The following is a 16,476-nucleotide window of genomic DNA, read 5'->3' as shown; positions in this document are numbered from 1 at the left end:
CTTTGCCAGCAGGAGTCTGTAAATGGATGCCACACCGATACTCTCCATGCGGGGAATCACCCGACGCTTCGGCAACTTCTATGCGCTCAAGGGCGTGGATCTCACGGTCTGGCCCGGTGAAGTGCATGCGCTGATGGGCGAAAACGGCGCGGGCAAAAGTACTTTGATGAAAATTCTGGCCGGCGCCTATACCGCCAGCAGCGGGGAAATTCTTATCGACGGCCAGCCGTATGTCATAAAAGGCCCAAAAGAGGCATTGGCGGCGGGCATCACCCTGATTTATCAGGAGATCAATCTGGCACCCAATTTGACGGTGGCGGAGAACATCTTTCTCGGCAGTGAAATCACGCGTGGAGGCCTGGTGAAGCGTCGCCAGATGGCGGAAGAGGCGCAGCGGGTGATTGATCGCCTGGGTGCGCAGTTCAGCGCCACCGATCTGGTGAGCCGCCTGAGTATTGCCGAGCAGCAGCAGGTGGAAATCGCCCGCGCGCTGCACCGCAACAGCCGCATTCTGGTGATGGATGAGCCGACTGCCGCACTCTCCAACCGTGAAACCGAGCAGCTGTTTGCGCTGATTAAACGGCTGCGCAGTGAAGGTATGGCGATCATCTACATCAGCCATCGCATGGCGGAAGTGTATGAGCTATCCGATCGCGTGAGCGTGCTGCGTGACGGGCAGTACGTCGGTAGCCTGACGCGCGAGCAGCTTAACGCCAGCGAGCTGGTGCGCATGATGGTCGGGCGGCCGCTCAGCGATCTGTTCAACAAAGACCGCGATATTCCGCTCGGCGACATCCGTCTCGCCGTCAATCACCTGTGCGACAAACACAAAGTGCGTCCCAGCAGCCTGTCGGTACGTGCCGGCGAGATTGTCGGGCTGGCGGGGCTGGTCGGCGCCGGGCGCAGCGAACTGGCGCAGCTGATTTTTGGCGTGCATCAACCGAGCGGCGGTGAGATCTGGATCGACGGCGTGAAAGTGCAGATTCACTCGCCGCGCGACGCCATCGCACGCGGCATCGGTTTTCTCACCGAGAACCGCAAAGAGCAGGGCTTGTTCCTTGAACTGGCGGCGCAGGACAACATTGTGATGGCGACGCTGGAGCGCGATGCCAGCTACGGCCTGCTCAATCGGCGCAAAGGGCAGAAGATTGCCAGCGAGGCGATTGATGCGCTGAACATCCGCGTGCCGCATGCGCAGGTGCGCGCGGGCGGCTTGTCCGGCGGCAATCAGCAGAAGCTGCTGATATCACGCTGGGTGGCGATTGCGCCGCGCATCCTGATTCTTGATGAGCCGACGCGCGGCGTTGATGTCGGCGCCAAGAGCGAAATCTACCGCATGATGCAGCAGATGGCGCAGCAGGGCGTGGCGATTTTAATGATCTCCAGCGAGTTACCGGAAGTGGTGGGCATGAGCGACCGCGTCTATGTGATGCGTGAAGGCGCCATCGCCGGTGAGTTGAGTGGGGCAGAGATTAGCCAGGAAAACATTATGACACTGGCCACCGGCGCGCAGCCGGTTCAGGCCTGAGGAGAGCGCAATGACCAGTGAATCCGCACGCGTAAAAAGTCCCACCCTCAAGCGCGCGTTAATGAGTGACCTGCTGCAAACCGTCGGCATCCTGCCGATTCTGATCCTGATCGTGGCGGTGTTCGGCTTTGTCACGCCGAACTTCTTCACCGAGGGCAATCTGCTCAACATTACGCGTCAGGCCTCGATCAACATCGTGCTGGCGGCGGGCATGACCTTTGTCATTCTCACTGGCGGCATTGATTTGTCGGTCGGCTCGATGCTCGGCACCACGGCGGTGGTGGCGATGGCGGTGTCGCTCGATCCGGCATTTGCGTCACTGACGATCCCGGCGGCGTTAGGTGCCGGGCTGATTATGGGGTTGTTCAACGGCGTTCTGGTGGCGTGGGCGGGGCTGCCGCCCTTTATTGTCACGCTTGGTACCTACACCGCGATGCGCGGCGCGGCTTATCTGCTGGCCAACGGCACCACGGTGATCAACTCCGACATCAACTTTGAATGGATAGGCAACGGCTATCTCGGGCCGGTGCCGTGGCTGATCATCATCGCTTTTGCGGTGATCGCGCTGTGCTGGTTCATTCTGCGCCGCACTACCTTAGGTGTGCACATTTATGCCGTCGGCGGCAACGTGCAGGCGGCGCGCCTGACCGGCATCAAAGTCAGCGTGGTGCTGCTGTTTGTCTACGCCATGAGCGGCTTGCTATCGGGGCTGGCTGGATTGATGAGCGCCTCGCGGCTCTACAGCGCCAACGGCAACCTTGGCGTCGGTTACGAGCTGGATGCGATAGCGGCGGTGATCCTCGGTGGTACCAGCTTTGTCGGCGGCATCGGCACCATCACCGGCACGCTGATTGGTGCGCTGATTATCGCCACGCTGAATAACGGGATGACGCTGATGGGCGTCTCCTATTTCTGGCAGTTAGTGATTAAGGGCGCGGTGATCATTATCGCGGTGTTGATCGATAAGTACCGGACGCGGCATCACGTGGGTTGAGTTATATCGTGCTTGCTGTCCCCCATCCCGGCCTTCCCCCATAAATGGGGGAAGGAGATGCTGCCACATGCAGCTTCCACACTCACATTTTGCAGCATCTTCCTCCCCCACTTGTGGGGGAGGACCGAGGAGGGGGACAGCGAGCACTAATCATAAAAACCAAAAAGCAGGAGAACATCGACTATGCGTTTTAATCCGATTCTAACCGGACTGCTGGCGGCTACGCTTCTGAGCGCGCCATTGGTGCAGGCCAAAGAGCTGAAATCCATTGGTGTGACCGTCGGCGATCTCGCCAACCCGTTCTTCGTGCAGATCACCAAAGGTGCGGAGCTGAAGGCGCGTGAACTGGCGGGCGACAAGGTCAACGTAACGCTGGTCTCCAGCGGCTACGATCTCGGCCAGCAGGTGGGGCAGATTGACAACTTCATCGCCGCTAAAGTGGACATGATCATCCTTAACGCCGCCGATTCCAAAGGTATCGCGCCCGCGGTAAAACGTGCGCGTGATGCCGGGATTGTGGTGGTGGCGGTCGACGTGGCAGCAGACGGCGCTAACGCCACTATCACCTCCGATAACACCGCCGCCGGCGCGATGGCGTGTAAATACATCTCCGACCGCCTGAAGGCCAAAGGCAACGTGGTGATCATCAATGGACCGCCGGTTTCTGCGGTGCAGAACCGAGTCGAAGGCTGCATGACTGAGCTGAAAACCCATCCGGACATCAAGCTGCTCTCCTACAACCAGAACGCCAAAGGCAGCCGCGAAGGTGGCCTCGAAGTGATGACCGGGCTGCTGTCGGCCAATCCGAAGATTGATGCAGTGTTCGCGATTAACGACCCAACGGCGATTGGTGCCGATCTGGCGGCGAAACAGGCGCAGCGCAATGAGTTCTTTATTGTCGGCGTCGATGGATCGCCTGACGGTGAAGAGGCGCTGAAACGCAAAGGCTCGCTGTTCGTGGCCACGCCAGCGCAGGACCCGCAGGTGATGGCGGCGAAAGCGGTGGAGATCGGCTATGACATCCTGCAGGGCAAGCCCGCGCCAGATAAGCCGGTGCTGATTCCGGTGACGATGATCGATCGTAACAGCGTCAGCAGCTACAAGGGCTGGACGGTGAAGTAAGCAGCCGCTGTCCCTCACCCTAACCCTCTCCCATAAATGGGAGAGGGGACAAATAGCGCCCTCTCCTGCTTGCGGGAGAAGGCTGGGGTGAGGGCCAGCGTGGAAAGGAGGTGAAGATGCAACGCTCAGAAGTGAATGCGATCCTACAACGCACCCGCGAATTCTTTATGCGTCAGGATGTGCATCTGCCGCCGTGGGCCGATTACGGCCTCAGCCAGTGGCGCGCGCTCGATAAACATGACGCCGATGAACTGCTGGCGCTGCATCTTGGCTGGGATGTCACCAGCTTCGGCGCTGACGATTTCAATCAAACCGGTTTAACCCTGTTCACACTGCGCAACGGTTCGCGGGGTGGCCAGCCGTGGGCCAAACCTTATGCCGAAAAAATCATGCATGTGCGCGAAGGGCAGGTCACGCCGCTGCATTATCACCCGCAAAAGATGGAAGACATTATCAATCGCGGCGGCGGCAATCTGATCGTCACGCTGCATAACCGTGCGGGCAATCAGCTGGCTGATACTGCGGTTAACGTCACACTCGATGGCATCCGCCAAACCCACGCCGCCGGTTCGCAGCTGCGTTTATCGCCGGGCGAAAGCGTTACCTTGTTGCCGGGCATCTGGCACAGCTTTTGGGGCGAAGAGGGCTACGGCGATGTGCTGGTGGGTGAAGTCTCGATGCCCAATGACGACGAACATGACAATGTGTTTCTCACGCCGCTGGCGCGCTTCAATCCGCTGGATGAAGATGAAGCACCGCGCTGGCTGCTGTGTAACGAATATCACCGCTGGCTGGCCTAAAGGAGCCTGATATGGCACTGATTTCACTGGCGCAGGGTTTGGCCCATGCGCAACAGAACGGCTACGCGCTTGGCGCGTTTAACGTCCTCGACACCCATTTCCTGCGCGCGCTCTATCAGGCCGCTGAGCGGCAGCGCTCGCCGTTTATTATCAGCATCGCTGAAGTGCATTTTAAGTATGTCAGCCTCGAGCATTTGGTCGCCGCGGTGCGTACCGAAGCGGCGCTGCACGCTATTCCGGTGGTGCTGCATCTCGATCATGGCCTGCATTTTGAGGCGGTGATGCAGGCGATTCGCCTTGGCTTCACCTCGGTCATGTTCGATGGCTCGACGCTCAGCTATGAGGAGAACGTGCGCCAGACGCGCGAGGTGGTGAAGATGTGTCACGCGCTCGGCGTGTCGGTGGAGGCCGAACTCGGTGCGGTGGGCGGCGATGAAGGCGGTGCGTTGTTTGGCGAGGCCGACAGCGATAAATTTACCGATCCGGCGCAGGCCGCTGATTTTGTGCACTCTACCGGCATTGATTGCCTGGCGGTGGCGATTGGCAATGCGCACGGCAAATACAAAGGCGAACCCAAACTCGACTTTGACCGGCTGGCAGCGATTCGCGCGACGGCCGGCATTCCGCTGGTGCTGCATGGCGGTTCCGGCATTAGCGACGCGGATTTCCGCCGCGCCGTCAGCCTTGGCATCAACAAAATCAATTTCTATACCGGCATGTCGCAGGCGGCGCTCGGGGCGATTGAAGCGCAGATCGCCCAACGCGATGCGCGCTACGACGCCTTTGCTGAGTTGTTGATGGCGGTAGAGCGCGACATCGCCAACGTGGTGGCGCAGCAGATGCAGGTATTCGGCAGCGCCGGGAGGGCATAATCGCATGGTGCGTAACGGAATCATCGGTGCCGGCAGCATGCTGGTGGATCACGTGCAGCGCATCAGCCATTGGCCGGAACAAGGCTGGCTAACCGAGATTCAGCACAGCGAGAAGTGCAGCGGCGGCGCGGCGCTCAATGTGCTGTTTACGCTGGCGCGCATGCAGCTGAATCTGCCGCTGGCGGGCGTCGGCATCGTAGGCGAGGACAGCGACGGCGATTACATCCTGCAACTGCTGGACGATCATCACATCGACCGCCAGTTTGTGCAGCGCATCGCAAGCATCAATACGGCAATGACGCAGGTGATGACCACGCCGGATGGCCAGCGCACCTTCTTCCATGCGCGCGGCGCCAATGGCAAGCTCGATCTGGCGCACTTCGCCAACGTCTTCACGTCCCATCGCATCTTCCATCTCGGGTATTTGCTGCTGCTGGATAGCCTTGATGTGCCGGACGATCAATACGGCACGCGCAGCGCACGGCTGCTGGCGCAGATGCAGCAGCGCGGCTATCTCACCTCCCTCGATTTGGTGTCGCGCGTGGGCGAATATCGACCGCTGGTGGTGCCTGCGCTGCGCTGGCTCGATTATCTGGTGATTAACGAACTGGAGGCGCAATCACTCACCGGCATCAGTTTGCGCACGCCGCACGGGCTTGCCGCACCGACTGCGTTTGCCGAAGCGGCGACATGGCTAATGCAGCAAGGCGTACGTCAGCGGGTGGTGATCCACGCACCCGAAGGCGCGTGGGGCCAGCAAGCGGACGGCGAAGGGCGCTGGCAACCGGCGTGGTGCTTAGCGCCAGAAGAGATCGTCGGCAGCGTGGGGGCGGGCGATGCGTTTTGCGCCGGTGTGCTCTATGCCAGCCATGAAGACTGGTCGCTGACGGAAACGCTGAAGCTGGCGCACACCTGCGCCTGCTTTAATCTGCATGCCGCCAACGCGCTGGACGGCACGCGGCCATTACCCGAGATGCAGCGCTGGATGGATCAGGCGATTTGCGTTTCACGTGCCGAAGAGGCCGGACGCATCACGTCGGCGGAGAAAACATAGCCGAGACCGCGAATGGTGCGGATCAGACTCGGTTGATGCGGATTGATTTCTATCTTGCGTCGCAGCCGCATAATCAGCACATCAATGGTGCGATCAAACACTTCAAGGCTTTCGCTGTGCGTCAGTTCGAGCAGCTGATCGCGGGTTAATACTTTGCGCGCATGCGCCACCAGCGCGCGCAGCAGCGTGTATTCACCTTGCGTTAGCGGCACGCTTTCACGCTGCGGATTGAACAGCTGGCAGCGCGCATCGTCGAGGCGCCAGCCGTTAAATTGCCAACCTTCATCCGCTAACGCTTCCGGCTGCGCCAGCCGTCCGCAGCGTCGCAGCGCCGCGCGTGCCCGAGCCACTACCACGCGCGGGTTAAACGGCTTGGCGATGTAATCATCCGCGCCCATCTCCAGCCCCACCACCATATCCGCTTCCGAACCCATGCCGGTCAACATGATCACCAGCAGATCGGGACGCTGTCGCTGCATCTGTTGCAACACCAGCAAGCCGTTGGTGTCTGGCAGCATCATATCCAGCATCACCAGTGAAATTTCCGGGTGTAGCGTGAGCAGGGCTAGCGCATCTTTACCCTGATGGCAGCAATAAACGGTAAATACATGTTCATTCAACACATCGTGCAGCAATTCGCACACTGCACGATCATCATCGACCACCAGAATCGCGGGCTTCATGGATGCGCCTCTTTTGTTACGAAAGGGTTAAAAGCAGTGTAACCCGATGTTTTTTACCTGCTGATTAAGGCAACAGAAACGTGAGCGCCATCGCCTGGCAGAGTGCGGAAGCGTGCAGTGCCGCACTCTTTTTGCCAAACCATCGTCAGGTAGGAAAACGATTGCGCGGCGCTGGTGCAATGCACCATAATCGCGCCTCATTCTGGTTCAGAATAATCTTAGCCGCAGCCGCAAATGAAAACGTAATCGATTGCGTAGGGGAGTGGCATAGCTATTGCTATAAGGACAGGGGAAAGCGCAAGGTTTCACAACCTGTTGTCCAGTTTGCTTCGCTTTCAAAACAACAATAAGCATGTAAACCACATTGGCAAGGAGCGCGCGCATTCGTGCCGACTCCGCTCATGAGAGATGATGATGTTAGAAAAACTCTTCAAACTAAAAGCGCACAACACCACGGTTCGCACCGAAATCATTGCGGGTATCACCACCTTCCTGGCAATGGCTTACATCCTGTTTGTTAACCCGAGCATTCTCGGCGCAACCGGCATGGATAAAGGTGCGGTCTTCGTGGCGACCTGTCTGGCGGCGGCGATTGGCTGTGTGTTAATGGGCCTGATCGCTAACTATCCGATTGCACTCGCACCGGGCATGGGCCTCAACGCCTTCTTCACCTATACCGTGGTGCTGCATATGGGTTACACCTGGCAAGTTGCGCTGGGCGCGGTGTTCTTGTCGGCGGTGATCTTCTTTGCCATGTCGCTTTTCAAAATTCGTGAGTGGATTATTAACAGCATTCCGCTGCCGCTGCGTGCCGGTATTGGTGCCGGTATCGGTCTGTTCCTGGCGATTATCGCGTTGGAAGGCGCGGGTATCGTGGTGGATAACCCAGCAACGCTGGTTGGCCTGGGCGATCTGACCAAACCGGGTCCGCTGCTGGCGCTGCTCGGCTTCTTCATCATTGTGGTGCTGGAAGCGCGTCGCGTTACCGGTGCGGTGCTGATCGGCATTCTGGTGGTGACCTTCATTTCTATGGGCATTGGCCTGACGCCGTTTGGTGGCGTGTTCTCCGCTCCGCCCTCTATCGCGCCAACCTTTATGCAGCTGGATATCGCCGGTGCCTTTAACGTCGGTTTGGTGAGCGTAATCTTCGCCTTCCTGTTCGTGGACGTGTTCGATAACACCGGCACCTTGCTGGGTGTGACCAAGCGCGCCGGTCTGGCAGATGAGCAGGGCAACGTGCCGAAAATGGGCCGTGCGTTGATTGCAGATAGCGCCGCCGCGCTGTTCGGCTCGCTGCTTGGTACTTCGACCACCACCAGCTATGTGGAATCTGCTGCCGGCGTCAGCGCCGGTGGCCGCACCGGCCTGACGGCGATTGTGGTGGCGATTCTGTTCCTGCTGAGCCTGTTCTTCTCGCCGCTCGCGGGCAGCGTACCGATTTATGCCACCGCGCCAGCACTGCTGTTTGTTGCGGTGCTGATGGCATCTGGCCTGGCGGATATTGACTGGAAAGACATCACCACCGCCGCGCCGGTAACCGTGACTGCGCTGACCATGCCGCTGACCTACTCGATCGCTAACGGTATTGCGTTCGGCTTCATCACCTGGACGGTGGTGAAACTGCTGAGCGGCCGCACCAAAGAGGTCAACCCGGCGCTGATCATTCTGTCGATTCTGTTTGTCATCAAACTGGGCTGGCTGAGCGCGTAAATCTCACTTAACGGAAGCCCGCTCGGGCTTCCGTGTCTGCTGTTGCATTCCTTCGCTTATTTTCTGCGAGACACCTCGCAATCCTTTTTGATGCTCACTTTCCTTCCATCTCAAAACGGCCCAGGCTGTGCGTGTTGTTTAAACCTGCCCGCAAAAAATGTGCTGCGAATGGCGGGATCGTGGAATGTTAACGCTGCGCAAATCTGTTTCACTAACGGTGTGGTGGAAAGATTGAGCAGCGCGATGGAAGAGGATTCGGTGATGGATTACCCCATTGGTACGGCAACTCGTGTGTTCCCACCGCGTATTTTTGACGTTGGTAACAAAGGAGATCATCAAATGGAACAACTCACCAAACGGGTTGAACAGCTGGAAAAAACCACGCAGCAGATTCAGACGGATGTTGCTGTGCTAACGGCGCGTTCAGAACATTTTGCTACTAAAGCGGATATCGAAAAGGTCAGGGCTGAGCAGGGTGTCATGCGGGTAGAGATTTTGGGTGAGCTGGGGGCGCTTGAACAACGTATCGATAAAAAGTTAGAGCGGATGGAGGATCAACTCAACCCGAAGTTCGACAAAATTGATCTAATATTTGAAAGAATTGACCAAAGATTTGAAAGAATTGACCAAAGATTTAACCAGCTGGAGGATAAAATATCTGCCTTCAACAACAGCATCACCTGGAAAATCATGATACCGACCGGCCTTCTGGTGCTGGCGTGGTTTGTGCAGAATATCGTTTTGAAAATGTCATGACGCGCTTTACTGCACGGTTCCGGCCCTTCATGGGCCGGAACTCATCATGATTACCTAAACGGCGGCTCGTTAAAGGTTCTCAGCTTCCTCGAATGCAGCTTGTCGCCTTCAGCTCGTAGCAGTTCTACCGCGCAGATGCCAATCTGCAGGTGCTCGGAGATTGCGCCTTCATAGAAGCGGTTTGCCTGGCCCGGTAGCTTGATCTCGCCATGCAGCGGTTTATCGGATACGCACAGCAAGGTGCCGTAAGGCACGCGGAAGCGGTAACCCTGCGCGGCGATGGTGGCGCTCTCCATATCAACCGCAACGGCGCGGCTCAGGTTGAAGCGCAGCGCCGAAGCGGAGTAGCGCAGCTCCCAGTTACGGTCATCGGTGGTGACCACGGTGCCGGTGCGCAGGCGCTGTTTAACTTCTTCGCCGGGCATGCCGCTGACCGCTTTGGTGGCGTCATACAGTGCGCGCTGCACTTCGGCGATGCTCGGGATTGGGATATCTGGCGGCAGTACGCTATCCAGTACGTGGTCGTCGCGCAGGTAGGCATGCGCCAGCACATAGTCGCCGATGGTCTGGCTTTCGCGCAGTCCGCCGCAGTGGCCAATCATCAGCCAGGCGTGCGGACGAATCACCGCCAGGTGGTCACAGATGGTTTTGGCATTGGATGGGCCCACGCCGATGTTCACCAGCGTAATGCCGCGACGATTCGGTGATGTCAGGTGCCATGCCGGCATTTGGTGCTTCTTCCACGCCAGATCGGACATCATCGCCGTCGGGTCTTGCGTATCGGCGGTGATCACCACTTCACCGGCGCAGGCCAGGCTGTCGTAAGGCGTGGTGGGATCCTGCACCTGCTCAATCGCCCAGCGCACGAACTCATCGACGTAGCGCGTGTAGTTGGTGAACAGCACGAACGGCTGAAAGTGTTCTACGCTCGTGCCGGTGTAGTGGCGCAGGCGTGCCAGTGAGAAATCGGTGCGCAGGGCGTCAAAGTGCGACAGCGGGAAAATCGCATTGGCGTGGAACAGGCCGTCGGCGGTTTCATCACCGATTTGCGAGAGTTCGGTGGTGGGGAAATGGCGTGCGATGCTGGCGCTCATTGAGCGGTCCAGTGACAAGCCGTCAATCACATAAGGATAAGGAATTTCCTGCTGCGAAGGCGCGACCTCAATCAGCACGTCGTACTCCTTCTCCAGCATCTGCAGCTGCTCGCTGAGATAGTGGCGCAGCAGCGCCGGGCGCGTAATGGTGGTGCTGTAGCTGCCGGTATGGGTAAAACGTCCCCACGCGCGGGTGCGATTTTGCTGCGGACCTTCACCCAGCCAGGTGATGCGCAGCTGCGGATAAACAAACAGCCCTTGCTGACGCGCGGCCTCATCCGGCAACTGTCCGGTGGCAGTGAAATCGCGAATGGCGTTGCGCAGCGCGTCAACGGCTGCATCGTAAAGGCGTTCTAGTTCGTCCAGCGCTTGCTGGCTGCTCAATCCGTTCCGTTGTGTATTCATGGGTTCTCCTTCAGAAACATGGACCGTTTTCACCAGAGCATAGCGGATAAACCCTTCGCTACGATGAAGAATCTGTGATCAACCGCATTCTGCACCATCACGGTGCTGGTGCGTGGCGTAACCGCGGCTATGTTTATGATCAGCAGGGATGTTACATCGCGTGTCTCCTGTTCTGGAGCGATGCCCGAGTAATAAATCGTCCACCTTCGCGGTATTGGCGAGCTTATTGCTTAGTTTTCAACCGTGGCCTTAATGAATCCATCCGGTTCTCAAAGCAGGTTGCCATAAATGGCGACTCTTCGGGTGTTGGAGGCCGCACTCTGTTCTGCCGAAGTTTCAGAAATTGATTTCTCCCAGGCCGTGGTATGGCTCCGTTCCTGACCCGTTGAGGATTGAAAGCATGTCTTTGAAATTCATAAAACACCCAATGAAGGTGGCGATTGCAGGTTGTTTAAGCGTGGCCTTTTACGCTCAGGCAGATATTAAAATTGGTGTGGCGGGTCCGTTCTCTGGGCCTAATGCGACGTACGGCGCGCAATACTGGAAAGGCGCAAGCCAGGCCGCGGAGGATATCAATGCGGCAGGCGGCATCAACGGCGAGAAAATCGTGCTGGTGCAGGGCGACGACGCGTGTGAACCGAAGCAGGCGGTATCCGTCGCTAACCGATTGGTCGATCAGGATAAAGTGATGGCGGTGGTTGGCCACTTCTGCTCCTCATCCACCATGCCCGCTTCGGAAGTCTATGATGAGGCCGGCGTTTTAGCGATCACGCCCGGATCCACCAACCCAAAAATTACCGAACGCGGCATGAAAACCCTATTTCGCATGTGTGGGCGTGATGACCAGCAAGGTGCCATCGCCGCGGATTACATCATCGACAAGCTGAGAGCGAAGAAAGTGGTCATCATTCATGACAAAGACACTTACGGCCAGGGTTTGGCGGATGCCACCAAAGCCTCACTTGAGAAGCGCGGCGTAAAAGAAGTGCTATATGAAGGGTTGTCGCGCGGTGAGAAAGATTTCAATGCGCTGGTAACCAAGATCGGCGCGCTGAAACCGGACGTGGTCTATTTCGGCGGCTGTCATCCCGAAGCCGGTCCGCTGGTGCGTCAGATGCGTGAGCAGGGCGTTAATGCGGCTTTCTTCTCCGGTGACTGCATTGTGACGGAAGAGATGGTGACGGCAGCAGGCGGCCCGCAATACACCAAAGGCGTCTACATGACCTTCGGCAACGATCCGCGCACCATCGCCGATGGCAAAGCGGTTATCGACAAATTCCGCGCCGGCGGATTTGAGCCAGAAGGTTACACCCTGTATGCCTACGCCTCCGTGCAGACGCTGGCCGCCGCTTACAAAGCAGCCGGTAAAGACAACGCCAAGGCCAGCGACTGGCTGAAAGCCAACAGCGTCGATACCGTCATGGGCAAAAAAGGCTGGGACAGTAAAGGCGATCTCAAGGTGTCGGATTACGTCGTGTATCAATGGGACGACAAAGGCAAGTATCACCAGCTGTAATGTGCCACGCGGCCCCGTACAGTGCGGGGCCATTTGCGATTGCGCGCGAGGTGTGCGCTCCCATTGAGTACGAGACGACATTATGGACGCCTTTTTCTTACAGCAGCTGATCAACGGTTTAACGCTCGGTGCCGTATATGGCCTGATCGCCATCGGTTACACCATGGTTTACGGCATTATCGGCATGATCAACTTCGCCCACGGCGAGGTGTATATGATCTCCGCCTATCTGTGTGCTATTGGCTTATCGCTACTCAGCTTTTTTGGCATTCACTCCTTCCCGCTACTGATATTCGGCACCTTAATCTTCACCATTATCGTCACCTCGGCTTACGGCTGGGCGATTGAGCGCATCGCCTATCGACCGCTGCGCAATTCGACGCGCCTCGCGCCGCTGATTTCAGCAATTGGCATGTCAATGATTTTGCAGAACTATGTGCAGCTCAGTCAGGGGCCAAATCAGCAGGGCATTCCGACGTTGCTGACCGGCGTGTTGCGCATGGAATTTGATGGTGGCGTGGTGCAAATCACCTGGACCAAAATCTTCATCCTGATCGCGGCGTTTTGCGGCATGGCGCTGCTGACCTGGATTATCCAGTACACCAAACTCGGGCGTATTTGCCGTGCAGTGCAGCAGGATCGGCGCATGGCTTCCATTCTCGGCATCAATACCGATCGCGTTATCTCGCTGGTGTTTGTGATTGGTGCGGCGATGGCGGGATTAGCTGGCGTGCTGGTGACCATGAATTACGGCACCTTTGATTTTTACGCCGGATTTATCATTGGCATCAAAGCGTTCACCGCCGCAGTGCTCGGCGGCATCGGTTCACTGCCGGGCGCGATGCTTGGCGGATTATTGCTGGGCGTCGCGGAAGCGCAGTTCGCCGGGATGGTGAATTCTGACTACAAAGATGTGTTCTCGTTTTCGCTGCTGGTGGTGATTTTGATCTTCCGCCCGCAAGGACTGCTGGGACGTCCGCTGGTCGCTAAAGTGTGAGGAAGCCCCGATGAATGCAATGACGCAAAATCCTGTGCGCCAGGCGCTGCTCGATACGCTGCTGGCGGGGTTAGTGGCGCTGGTGGTATTTGGTCCGATTGTTGGCGTGGTGCTCGACGGTTACAGCTTCAAACTGTCGCCACAGCGCGTGGCGCTGCTGGTGGCGGTGGTGATGGCGGGGCGTTTGCTGTTCAGTTTGTTTCTGCACGCGCCTGTTGGTCAGCGCATCATGCGCAAGTTTGCCAGCAGCGATGACGGGGTTTACGTGCGCGAGCCCGGCTATCGTTCGCGTTTGCGCTGGATATTGCCGCTGCTGCTGATCGTGGCGCTGGCCTTTCCGTTTCTCTCCAGTAAATATCTGCTGACGGTGGCGATTCTCGGCCTGATTTATGTGCTGCTCGGGTTGGGCTTGAATATTGTGGTTGGGCTCGCCGGATTACTCGATCTCGGCTACGTGGCTTTTTATGCCATCGGAGCGTACGGCCTGGCGCTTGGCTATCAATATCTCGGATTGGGTTTCTGGAGCATGCTGCCGCTGGCGGCGCTGCTGGCCGCTTTTGCTGGCGCGCTGCTCGGGTTCCCGGTGCTGCGCATGCACGGCGATTATCTGGCGATCGTTACGCTCGGCTTTGGTGAAATCATTCGTCTGGTGCTGACCAATTGGGTCGCCTTTACCGGCGGCCCGAACGGGGTTTCCGTGCCGTCGCCTACCTTCTTTGGCCTCGAGTTTGCCCGCCGCGCGCGCGATGGCGGCGTGCCGTATCACGAGTTTCTGCACGTCACTTACAACCCGAATATGAAATTTATCTTTATCTATGTTGTGCTGGTTCTGGTGGTGTTGCTGGTGCTGTGGATCAAGCATCGCCTGACGCGTATGCCGATTGGCCGCGCCTGGGAAGCGCTGCGTGAAGATGAGATTGCCTGCCGCGCGATGGGCCTTAATCATGTGTTGGTGAAGCTTTCAGCCTTTATGTTGGGCGCGTCAACCGCGGGCATCGCCGGGGTGTTTTTTGCCAGCTATCAGGGCTTCGTTAATCCCACCTCGTTTACCTTTTTTGAGTCGGCGCTGATTCTCGCCATTGTGGTGCTCGGTGGGATGGGATCGACGCTCGGCGTGGTGCTGGCGGCGTTTGTGCTGACGGTGGCACCGGAACTGCTGCGCAGCTTTGCCGAATACCGCGTGCTGCTGTTCGGCATGCTAATGGTGCTGATGATGATCTGGCGGCCACGTGGGCTGGTGCGCACCGCACGCGTTGGCGTGCCGCTGCGAAAAGGAGTGCGCCATGAGTGATGCCATCCTGCAAGTGGACAACCTGATGATGCGCTTTGGCGGCATCAAGGCGCTGAATGACGTCAGCCTGGCGGTGGAACGCGGTTCGGTGACCTCATTAATTGGTCCTAACGGTGCCGGTAAAACCACGGTGTTCAACTGCCTGACCGGTTTTTATCGCGCCAGCGGCGGACGCATTGTGCTTAACGCCAATCAGCGCAGCACCGATGTGATTCAGGTGTTGGGGCAAAAAATTCACGCAGGTGACTGGATCAATCCTACACGGCTCGGCTCGCGGCTCTGGTACAAGATGTTTGGCGGCGCGCATCTGGTGAACCGCGCCGGGCTGGCGCGTACCTTTCAAAATATCCGGCTGTTCCGCGAAATGTCGGTGATTGAGAATCTGCTGGTGGCACAGCATATGCAGGTCAATCGTCAGCTGCTGGCGGGCGTGCTGAACACGCGCGGCTACCGCGAAGCAGAAAATCGCGCGCTGGATCGCGCTTTTTACTGGCTGGAAAACGTCGATTTGGTCGCCAGCGCTAACCGCCTGGCGGGCACGCTCTCTTACGGTCAGCAACGGCGGCTGGAGATCGCGCGCGCCATGTGTACGCGACCGGAACTGATTTGTCTGGATGAACCGGCGGCTGGGTTGAATCCGGTGGAAACCGAGGCGTTGAGCGCGATTTTGCATCGTCTGCGCGCCGACCATCGCATCAGCGTGTTGCTGATTGAACACGACATGCCAATGGTGATGCGCATTTCCGATCACATCGTGGTGCTCGATCATGGCGATGTGATTGCCCAGGGCACGCCACAGCAAATTCGTCACGATCCCAAAGTAATTGCCGCCTATCTCGGCGCAGAAGAGGAGAGCGATCATGGCTGAACCGATGCTGGCTTTTGAGCAGGTCGATGTGTTTTACGGTCCTTTGCAGGCGTTGAAACAGGTGTCGTTGACGGTGAATCAGGGCGAAACCGTGGCGCTGATTGGCGCTAACGGCGCGGGAAAATCCACGCTGCTGATGTCGATCTTTGGTCAGCCGCGCATTGCCAGCGGCGAGATTCGCTTGCGCGGCGAAGCGATCAGCCAGCGTTCGACGCACTTCATCGCCGCCAGCGGCATTGCGCAGGCCCCGGAAGGACGACGCATCTTTCCTGATATGACGGTGGAAGAGAACCTGCTGATGGGCACCATCGCTATCGGCGAACGTTTTGTTAAAGAGGACAAAGAGCGCATGTATCAGCTGTTTCCGCGCCTGCTGGAGCGGCGTAAGCAGCGCGCCATGACGCTCTCCGGCGGCGAGCAGCAGATGTTGGCGATTGCGCGTGCGCTGATGAGTCGACCTAAGCTGTTGCTGCTCGACGAACCCAGTCTTGGCCTCGCGCCGATTGTGGTGAAGCAGATCTTTGGCATTCTGCGCGAATTGACCCAGCAAGGCATGACGCTGTTTCTGGTGGAGCAGAATGCCCGCCATGCATTGCAGCTAGCCGATCGCGGCTATGTGATGGTGAACGGTGAGATTCGCCTGAGCGGCAGCGGCGCAGAGCTGCTCAATAATGACGACGTGCGCAGCGCCTATTTGGGCGGCGCAGCCGATCCTGCGGTGGTGGCGACAAAAAGTTTGTAATAATGATTAAATGGTGAGGGGAAACACTTTGCATAATTCTCAGT

General features: G+C 57.9%; 15 protein-coding genes. 13 read left to right on the top strand and 2 right to left on the bottom strand.

The genetic code is table 11. The features are described from left to right. The first annotated feature begins 22 nt into the window (after positions 1–22). The 6 genes from P6287_RS11970 to P6287_RS11945 all read left to right on the top strand — a co-directional run bounded on the left by P6287_RS11970 (position 23) and on the right by P6287_RS11945 (position 6,370). Entirely contained in the window at positions 23–1,528 is a 1,506-nt protein-coding gene (locus P6287_RS11970) for a sugar ABC transporter ATP-binding protein (RefSeq protein WP_101762810.1), read from the top strand. A gap of 10 nt (positions 1,529–1,538) precedes the next feature. Then, positions 1,539–2,522 carry a ribose ABC transporter permease gene (locus P6287_RS11965; RefSeq protein WP_192411581.1) on the top strand — a complete coding sequence of 328 codons (984 nt, stop codon included), beginning with the start codon at positions 1,539–1,541 and terminating at the stop codon, positions 2,520–2,522. Positions 2,523–2,705: 183 nt separating this feature from the next. Beyond that, positions 2,706–3,644, top strand: a complete 939-nt coding sequence (locus P6287_RS11960) for an ABC transporter substrate-binding protein (RefSeq protein ID WP_101762808.1) — start codon at positions 2,706–2,708, stop codon at positions 3,642–3,644. A 116-nt stretch (positions 3,645–3,760) separates the two neighbouring features. Continuing rightward, positions 3,761–4,444 (top strand): D-lyxose/D-mannose family sugar isomerase, encoded by a 684-nt coding sequence (locus tag P6287_RS11955; protein ID WP_110868355.1) that lies wholly within the window; start codon positions 3,761–3,763, stop codon positions 4,442–4,444. A gap of 11 nt (positions 4,445–4,455) precedes the next feature. Continuing rightward, a complete protein-coding gene (locus P6287_RS11950; RefSeq protein ID WP_101762806.1) occupies positions 4,456–5,316 on the top strand; it encodes a ketose 1,6-bisphosphate aldolase in 861 nt (286 codons plus the stop codon). A gap of 4 nt (positions 5,317–5,320) precedes the next feature. Further along, positions 5,321–6,370, top strand: a complete 1,050-nt coding sequence (locus tag P6287_RS11945) for a carbohydrate kinase family protein (RefSeq protein ID WP_277973759.1) — start codon at positions 5,321–5,323, stop codon at positions 6,368–6,370. On the opposite strand, the gene P6287_RS11940 is transcribed toward P6287_RS11945, so the two are convergent. After that, a complete protein-coding gene (locus tag P6287_RS11940; protein ID WP_101762804.1) occupies positions 6,307–7,053 on the bottom strand; it encodes a response regulator transcription factor in 747 nt (248 codons plus the stop codon). The two genes, P6287_RS11945 and P6287_RS11940, sit on opposite strands and share 64 nt — an antisense overlap. A 411-nt stretch (positions 7,054–7,464) precedes the next feature. Between P6287_RS11940 and P6287_RS11935 the strand changes: the two genes are divergently transcribed. Beyond that, a complete protein-coding gene (locus P6287_RS11935; protein WP_218168305.1) occupies positions 7,465–8,763 on the top strand; it encodes an NCS2 family permease in 1,299 nt (432 codons plus the stop codon). 168 nt (positions 8,764–8,931) lie between these two features. Beyond that, on the top strand, positions 8,932–9,519 hold the full coding sequence (locus tag P6287_RS11930) for a hypothetical protein (protein WP_277973758.1): 588 nt from the start codon (positions 8,932–8,934) through the stop codon (positions 9,517–9,519). Positions 9,520–9,569: 50 nt separating this feature from the next. On the opposite strand, the gene P6287_RS11925 is transcribed toward P6287_RS11930, so the two are convergent. Then, positions 9,570–11,018, bottom strand: a complete 1,449-nt coding sequence (locus tag P6287_RS11925) for an AMP nucleosidase (RefSeq protein ID WP_110868358.1) — start codon at positions 11,016–11,018, stop codon at positions 9,570–9,572. A 400-nt stretch (positions 11,019–11,418) separates the two neighbouring features. On the opposite strand from P6287_RS11925, the gene P6287_RS11920 reads away from it, so the two are divergent. The 5 genes from P6287_RS11920 (at position 11,419) to P6287_RS11900 (ending at position 16,432) form a co-directional block, all read left to right on the top strand. Then, positions 11,419–12,534 carry a branched-chain amino acid ABC transporter substrate-binding protein gene (locus P6287_RS11920; protein ID WP_277973757.1) on the top strand — a complete coding sequence of 372 codons (1,116 nt, stop codon included), beginning with the start codon at positions 11,419–11,421 and terminating at the stop codon, positions 12,532–12,534. An 82-nt stretch (positions 12,535–12,616) separates the two neighbouring features. Continuing rightward, positions 12,617–13,531 carry a branched-chain amino acid ABC transporter permease LivH gene (locus tag P6287_RS11915; RefSeq protein WP_101762801.1) on the top strand — a complete coding sequence of 305 codons (915 nt, stop codon included), beginning with the start codon at positions 12,617–12,619 and terminating at the stop codon, positions 13,529–13,531. Between the two features lie 10 nt (positions 13,532–13,541). Continuing rightward, the gene (livM, locus tag P6287_RS11910; protein WP_101762800.1) at positions 13,542–14,822 is read left to right on the top strand and encodes a high-affinity branched-chain amino acid ABC transporter permease LivM; all 1,281 of its coding nucleotides are present in this window, start codon (positions 13,542–13,544) and stop codon (positions 14,820–14,822) included. After that, positions 14,815–15,690, top strand: a complete 876-nt coding sequence (locus P6287_RS11905) for an ATP-binding cassette domain-containing protein (RefSeq protein ID WP_137386054.1) — start codon at positions 14,815–14,817, stop codon at positions 15,688–15,690. The genes livM and P6287_RS11905 overlap by 8 nt, the downstream gene beginning before the upstream one ends. Beyond that, positions 15,683–16,432 carry an ABC transporter ATP-binding protein gene (locus P6287_RS11900; protein WP_277973756.1) on the top strand — a complete coding sequence of 250 codons (750 nt, stop codon included), beginning with the start codon at positions 15,683–15,685 and terminating at the stop codon, positions 16,430–16,432. Before P6287_RS11905 ends, P6287_RS11900 begins: the two co-directional genes overlap by 8 nt. Positions 16,433–16,476 lie beyond the last annotated feature (44 nt).

It is taken from the genome of Pantoea sp. X85, assembly GCF_029623675.1.
GTDB classification, from domain to species: Bacteria; Pseudomonadota; Gammaproteobacteria; order Enterobacterales; family Enterobacteriaceae; genus Pantoea; species Pantoea leporis.
The sequence above is the reverse complement of the archived record's forward strand: the minus strand, read 5'-3'. Positions and strand labels throughout refer to the sequence as shown.